7 protein-coding genes are annotated in these 6,642 nt (G+C 72.9%); 5 read left to right on the forward strand and 2 right to left on the reverse strand.

Translation table 11 applies throughout. The features are described from left to right. Positions 1-18: 18 nt before the first annotated feature. Complete coding sequence (locus tag ACFWGZ_RS38330; RefSeq protein ID WP_382456499.1) at positions 19-438, reverse strand: MarR family winged helix-turn-helix transcriptional regulator; 420 nt, start codon at positions 436-438, stop codon at positions 19-21. Between the two features lie 74 nt (positions 439-512). Here ACFWGZ_RS38330 and ACFWGZ_RS38335 point away from each other — a divergent pair, with 74 nt between their 5' ends. After that, positions 513-1,121, forward strand: coding sequence for a maleylpyruvate isomerase family mycothiol-dependent enzyme (locus ACFWGZ_RS38335; RefSeq protein ID WP_382456500.1), 609 nt, complete (start codon positions 513-515; stop codon positions 1,119-1,121). Here the strand turns inward: ACFWGZ_RS38335 and ACFWGZ_RS38340 are convergent. Next, complete coding sequence (locus ACFWGZ_RS38340; RefSeq protein ID WP_382456501.1) at positions 1,111-1,749, reverse strand: GNAT family N-acetyltransferase; 639 nt, start codon at positions 1,747-1,749, stop codon at positions 1,111-1,113. The two genes, ACFWGZ_RS38335 and ACFWGZ_RS38340, sit on opposite strands and share 11 nt — an antisense overlap. A 119-nt stretch (positions 1,750-1,868) precedes the next feature. Here ACFWGZ_RS38340 and ACFWGZ_RS38345 point away from each other — a divergent pair, with 119 nt between their 5' ends. The 4 genes from ACFWGZ_RS38345 to ACFWGZ_RS38360 are packed head-to-tail and all read left to right on the forward strand — an operon-like array spanning position 1,869 to position 6,399. After that, positions 1,869-2,414 carry a PadR family transcriptional regulator gene (locus ACFWGZ_RS38345; protein ID WP_382456502.1) on the forward strand — a complete coding sequence of 182 codons (546 nt, stop codon included), beginning with the start codon at positions 1,869-1,871 and terminating at the stop codon, positions 2,412-2,414. Then, on the forward strand, positions 2,411-3,115 hold the full coding sequence (locus ACFWGZ_RS38350) for an ABC transporter ATP-binding protein (protein ID WP_382456503.1): 705 nt from the start codon (positions 2,411-2,413) through the stop codon (positions 3,113-3,115). Before ACFWGZ_RS38345 ends, ACFWGZ_RS38350 begins: the two co-directional genes overlap by 4 nt. Next, complete coding sequence (locus ACFWGZ_RS38355; protein WP_382456504.1) at positions 3,112-5,745, forward strand: FtsX-like permease family protein; 2,634 nt, start codon at positions 3,112-3,114, stop codon at positions 5,743-5,745. The genes ACFWGZ_RS38350 and ACFWGZ_RS38355 overlap by 4 nt, the downstream gene beginning before the upstream one ends. Positions 5,746-5,754: 9 nt before the next feature. Continuing rightward, positions 5,755-6,399 (forward strand): alpha/beta fold hydrolase, encoded by a 645-nt coding sequence (locus ACFWGZ_RS38360; protein WP_382456505.1) that lies wholly within the window; start codon positions 5,755-5,757, stop codon positions 6,397-6,399. The last annotated feature ends 243 nt before the right edge of the window (positions 6,400-6,642 follow it).

Below are 6,642 nucleotides of genomic sequence, written 5' to 3' on the forward strand. Positions count from 1 at the left end.
GCACCGCGACGACGCGGGTCACCGGTACGGGTCGGTGATCTCGCCGAGCATCTCCAGCGCCTCGCGCAGCTGGGCCATGCGCCGCTTGCCGATGTGCCGTTCCCATTCCGCCTCGATCCTCGCCAGCTCCGCGTTCGCGACGGGGACGGCCTCCATCGCCTTCGCGGTGACCCGCACGAGCCGCGCCCTGCCGTCCGCCGGGTCGGGCACCCGCTCCACGTAGCCGGCCTTCTCCAGCTGGTCCACGAGGAACCCGGCGGTCTGCTTGGTCACCTGTGCCGCCTCGGCCAGCACGGTCAGCCGGGTGCCGCCGGGGTCGACCCGCATGAGCACCCGCGCCTGGGCCTGCGTCACGTCGAAGCCCGCCGCGTTGACCGCCGCCAGGACGCGGTTCTCCACGTCGCGGTTCGGGACGAAGAGCAGCAGACCGATGTTCACACGACTCCCTTGTACTGGTCAGTTCCTCTGACTAAAGTAGTCAGCCTCTCGAACTAAATCAAGAGGAGGACGCCGTGGACGAGCAGCGGATGTGGCAGACGATCGACTCCGAGCGCGCGGCGACCGCGGACCTGCTCGCCGGCCTCACCGAGGCGGAGTGGACCTGCCCCTCGCTGTGCGACGGCTGGACGGTGCGCGAGGTCGCGGCCCACCTGTCGCTGGCACCGCGGATGGGGCTCGGCGCCGCCCTGGGCGCGTTCGCGCGGGCGCGCGGGAGCTTCAACCGCATGGTCGACCAGACCGCCCGCGCCGAGGCGCGCAGACCCACCGGCGAGCTCGTCGCGGAACTGCGCGGCATCGTCGGGTCGCGCACGCTCGCGCCCAGCCAGTCGTTGAAGAACGCGCTGATGGACACCCTGGTCCACGCGCAGGACATCGCGATCCCGCTCGGCGTCGAACACGCCATGCCCCTCGACGCCGCCGTCGTCGCCGCGGATGACCTCTGGCGGATCGGCTTCCCGTTCCACGCGCGCCGCAGGCTCGCCGGGCACCGGCTCGTCGCCACCGACGCCCGCTGGTCCGCGGGTGAGGGCGCCGAGATCAGCGGCCCGGTCGAGGCGCTGGTGATACTGCTGGCCGGGCGCACCGCGACGATCCCGCGGCTGACCGGCATCACGGTCTGAGCTCACGCACCAACCGGCGGCGCAGGTGGACGCGTTCGAACCGCCGGCGCATCTCGGCTTCCCTCTCGACCGCGACGTCCAGGACGGCGCCGACCGGCCGCAGCCCGTACCGCGCGCTCACCGCGGTGCCCGCCTCGGCCGCCGACACGTGCACGCGCAGGTGCCGTTCCACCTCGGCGAACCCGCGGCGGAGGAACCAGGCCAGCGCCGGGTCGTCCTGCACCCACGCCTCGACCGTGCGCACACCGCACCTCTCCAGCCGTCCCACCGCCTGCTCCAGCAGCGCCGACGCGAGCCCGCGCCGCCGGTGGTCCGGGTGCACGGCGATGGTGCCGACGACGGCTCGCTCGTCCGGCACCGACACGTCGAGCAGCCCGATGACCACGTTGTCGTCGGCCGCGACCAGCTCCAGGTCGGACCGGTGCCGCGACCGCCACACGTCGTCGCGGCTCGAGTCCAGCAGTCCCAGCACCCGGCAGCGCAGCCACGACGGCTCGTCCGCCGGTTCATAATCCCTGATGTCCGCCCGCGGGACGAGCACCTGCGGCACCTCGGGCCCGCGCGCGGACCCCAGCAGGCTCAGTCCCCCGGTTCGACCCCGTGCGGCGTCGACCACTTCTTCCCCCAAACGGCTTCCCGCCGGACGTCTCCGGCACCACCCAGGGTTCCGGAATCCGAAGCTGTCCGCACTCGGGTTCCGGCGTCACCGTTTGCCAGGAACATACTCAGTATGCATACTCGGTAGGCATGTCGGTCAAACACGGTCTGCTCGCGCTGCTGGAGCGCGGGCCCATGTACGGCTACCAGCTGCGGGCGGCGTTCGACACGGCCACCGGCGGCACGTGGCCGTTGAACATCGGGCAGGTCTACACGACGTTGTCGCGCCTCGAGCGCGACGACCTGGTCGCCGCGCTGCCCGAGAACGAGGGCCAGCGCCCCTACGAGATCACCGCGCACGGCCGCGACGAGCTGAAGAAGTGGTTCACCACGCCCGTGCAGCGCGGCGACCGGCCGCGCGACGAGGTCGCGATCAAGCTCGCCCTCGCCATCACCACGCCCGGTGTCGACGTGGCGAAGGTCGTGATGACGCAGCGGACCTCGACCATGCGCACGCTGCAGGAGTACACGCGGCTCAAGACGCAGCCCGGCGACCTGCCGTGGCAGCTCGTGCTCGACGCGATGATCTTCCAGGCCGAGGCGGAGCTGCGCTGGCTCGACCACTGCGAGGCGAGCCTCGTCCGCTACGAGCCCGCCCCGGTGCCGCAGACCTCCGACGTCGAGGTGCCGAGGTGAGCGTCCTCGAACTGCGCGACGTCCGGCGCGTCCACGGCACCGGCGAGACCGCGGTCAACGCGCTCGACGGCGTCTCGCTCACCGTCGGTCCCGGCGAGCTCGTCGCGGTGATGGGCCCGTCCGGTTCCGGCAAGTCGACGCTGCTGAACCTCTGCGGCGGCCTCGACAGCCCCGGCAGCGGCACCGTGCTGGTCGACGGCACGAGCCTGCAGTCGTTGTCCCGCAGGCAGCTCGCCGCGTGGCGCCGCAGGCGGATCGGCTACGTCTTCCAGGACCTCAACCTCATCGCGAGCCTCACCGCCGCCGAGAACGTGGCGCTGCCCCTCGACCTCGACGGCGTCCGCGGGTCCCGCCGGCAAGCCGAGGAGGCGCTGGCCGAGGTGGACCTCGGCGGCTTCGCCGACCGGTTCCCCGACGAGATGTCCGGCGGCCAGCAGCAACGCGTCGCGATCGCCCGCGCCCTGATCGGCGAGCGCCGCCTCGTGCTCGCCGACGAACCCACCGGTGCCCTCGACTCCCGCACCGGGGAGACGGTGCTGCGGCTGCTCAGGTCCAAGGTGGACGCCGGCGCCGCCGCCGTGCTCGTCACGCACGACGCCCGCCACGCCGCCTGGGCCGACCGCGTCGTGTTCCTGCGCGACGGCGTCGTGGTCGACGTGTCGCAGCGCGACCGCCCGGAAGAACTGCTGAGCACGCCGTGAACGGCTGGCGCGCAGCTCTGCGCATCGCCTGGCGCGAGGCCCGCCGGTCCCGCGTGCGCTCGGCGCTCGTGGTCGCGTTGATCGGAGTCCCGGTCGCCGCGCTGTCGTTCGCCGCGGTGGTCTACGACTCGACGACCCTGACCCCGGACGAGGACGCCTCCCGCCACATGGGCGCCACCGAGGCGATGGTCCGGTGGCCGCACAGCGGTCCGGTCATGCAGCAGCCGGACCAGCTCTACGCCATCCCGACCGGCGCGGAGGAGGGGCCCGAGCCGTCCGAGGAGGGCCTGCGGGCGCTCCTGCCCGGCGCGCGGCTGATCCCGGTCCAGAGCGCGGGGGTCACCCTCCGCACCACCGCAGGCCTCGGCCGCGCGAACGTCCGCATGGTCGACCTGGGCGACCCGCTGACCACCGGCATGATCACCGTCCTGGAGGGCCGCACCGCCGCCACGGCCACCGAGGTGGCCCTGACCAGGGCCGCGATGGACCGCACCGCCGCACGGCTGGGCGGCACCGTGACCACGGAGGACGGCCGCGCGTTCACCGTCGTCGGCGTCGTCGAGGAACCCGGCGGCCTGGAGAACACCACGGTCGTCGCGCTGCCGGGAGCGTTCCCCGGCGCCGACCGGATCTGGCTCGTCACCACCCCGCTCGACTGGGCGAAGGTGAAGGAGCTCAACTCCTCCGGCGTGGTCGCCCTGTCGAGGAGCGTGCTGCGCGACCCGCCGTCCGCCGCCGAGCGCTACGACCGGCTCGGCGAACCGGACGAGCTGCGCGGCGAGGTGCTGGTCCTCATCGCGGGCCTGGCGGTGCTGGAGATGGCCCTGCTGGCGGGCTCCGCCCTGGCCGTGGGCGCCCGCCGCCGCAAGCGCGACCTGGCGCTGGTGGCCGCGGTGGGCGGCGCCCCGTCGCACGTGCGCCGCGTCGTGCTGGCCGACGGCGTGGTCGTCGGCGCCCTGGCGGCCGCCGGCGGCGTGGTGCTGGGCACCCTGGCCGCCGTGGCGGGCCGCCCGGTGGTCGAGTGGGTGCTGGAGGAACGCTTCGGCGCCCTGCGCCTCTACCCGGCCGCCCTGGTCGCACTCGCGCTGCTGGCCCTGGTGACCGGCGTGCTGGCCGCCGTGGTCCCCGCGTGGATCTCCGCCCGCCAGGACGTGGTGACCGCACTGGCGGGCCGCCGCGGCATCACCCGCTCGCGCCGCCGCTGGGTGTTCCTGGGTCTGGGCCTGATCGCGGCCGGCGTGGTGACGGGCGTCCTGAGCGCGGTCAGGACGGAGGTCGTCGGCATCCTCGGCGCCCTGATCCTGACCGAGGTGGGCCTGGTCCTGTGCACCCCGGCCCTGCTGGGCCTGCTGGCCAGAGCGGGCCGCCGGCTCCCGGTCGCCCTGCGCATCGCCCTGCGCGACGCCTCCCGCAACCGCACCGCGGCCGCGCCGGCGATCTCGGCGGTGATGGCGGCCGTGATCGGCGCCGTGGCCGTGAGCGTCGTCCTCACCTCCCAGGCCGAGCAGGCGACGGGCCAGCTGGCGGGCAACCTGGGCGACGTCTCCGTCTACGCGAGGGACAACCTCACCAAGGACGCGAAGACCGCGCTCCCGCCCACCGTCGCCACCGCACTGCGCGCCACCATGCCGGCAGCCGAGGTCCACGAGATCAAGCTGCTGGGCTGCGACGGCGCCGCGTGCATGGCCCACGTCCGCCCACCGGCGGCCAAGGAGTGCCCGTACGCCCTGGACGTCCTCCAGCGCCAGCCCACCGAGTCCGAACAGCAGTCGGCCCTGGCCGACCGCCGCTGTGACGGCGTGGGCCGGTCCCACCGCTACTTCGGCGCCTTCACCACCCCGACGGGTTTCCTGGCCATCACCACCCCGGACGCCGCCGCCACCCTCCTGAAACTGCAACCACCGGACGCGGCGGCAGCCGAGACCGCGATGCGCGAGGGCAAGGTGGTCGTCAACACCCCGGAGGTGGTGGAGGACGACCGGATTCTCATCTCCACCCGCATGCAGTCGGTGACCACGCGAGCCCCGGCCCACGCCGTCCCGGCGGCAACGGCCCCGCTGGCCCTGATGACCGAGGAAACGGCCCGCACCCTGGGCTTCGAGGTGGAGAGCTTCAGCGTCTACGCCACCAGCACCAGAATGCCGACCGCGGCGGAACAGGACGCCCTGACCGCGGCCCTGGGCGGTGAGTACGAGGTCCACGTGGACCGCCCGACGGAGACGGCGACCCAGCGGGCCCTGGGCGTCCTGGGCCTGGTGGCAGGCCTGATCACCCTGGCGGCGGCAGCCCTGGCCACGGGCCTCGCGGCAGCGGACGGCCGCCGCGACCTCACCACCCTGGCCGCGGTGGGCGCCACCCCGGCCCTGCGCAAGCTCCTGTCCCTGAGCCAGGCGGGCGTGATCGCCGGAACAGGCGGCCTCCTGGGCACGGCGGCAGGCGTCGGATCGGCCCTGGCCCTGCTGGCGGCCTTCAACGTGGGCTACGAGTCGACCTGGCCCCGGCCACCGCTGAACCCGCTGACCGTCCCCTGGCCCAACGTCCTCACGTCCCTGCTGGTGGTCCCGGCGGTGGCGATGATCGGCGCGGCCCTGTTCACCCGTTCCCGCCTGCCGGTGGAACGGCGCGCATAACCTCGCCCCATGACGACCTTCGCGATCGCGCACGGGGCCGGCGACGTCGGCTGGTCCTGGCACCTGGTGGCAGCAGCCCTGGAGGCCGAGGGCCACACCGCCGTCGCCCCGGACCTCCCGATCGAAGACGAGTCGAAGGACCTGACGGACTGGGCGTCGACGCTCATCGACGCCCTGCCGTCCACCGAGGACGTGGTAGTGGTGGGCCACTCCTTCGGCGGCCTGGTAGCACCGCTGGCAGCAGATCGCCTGCACGCCAAGGCACTGGTCTACGTGACGGCAATGCTCCCGGTCCCAGGCGAACCCCCGGCCGACTGGTGGGCCAACACGGGCTACGAGGACTCGGGCCTGGAGGACCAGTTCTGGCACGACGTCCCCCCAGACCTCCAGGCGGAGGCCCGAAAACGAGAACGAGGCATGGCCGAAGCCCCCATGGCAAAGCCGTGGCCACTACCGGCGATGCCAGACGTGCCGACCCACTTCATCCTGTGCACGGAAGACCGCTTCTTCACACCGGACTTCATGAGAGGACTGGTGGCGACCCGCCTCCCTGGCACCAGCCCGGTGGAGCTGGCAGCAGGCCACTGCGCCTCACTGAGCAAACCGAACGAACTGGCAAAGCTGCTGGCAAGCTGCGCAGCAGCAGCAAGCTGAAGCGCAAAGCCGAAGGCGAGCAGGCCCTTGGCTTTTGCTTTTGCTTTTGAGCGCAGCTCCCAGCGGTGGGTGCCCCGTCACGAGTCGCGCCTCAGCTCTTGCTGCACGCGAGGAGGGGTGTCAAGCGGGCACGCTTTTCGTCGACTTGACCTCACCCCTCAGGTGTGGCCAGCTCCTGGTGCGACTTGGGACGGGGCACCCACCGCAACGCAACCAAACTACGAAACAGGCAGCCGCCCAACG

This window comes from Lentzea sp. NPDC060358, assembly GCF_042725365.1.
Classification (GTDB): domain Bacteria; phylum Actinomycetota; class Actinomycetes; order Mycobacteriales; family Pseudonocardiaceae; genus Lentzea.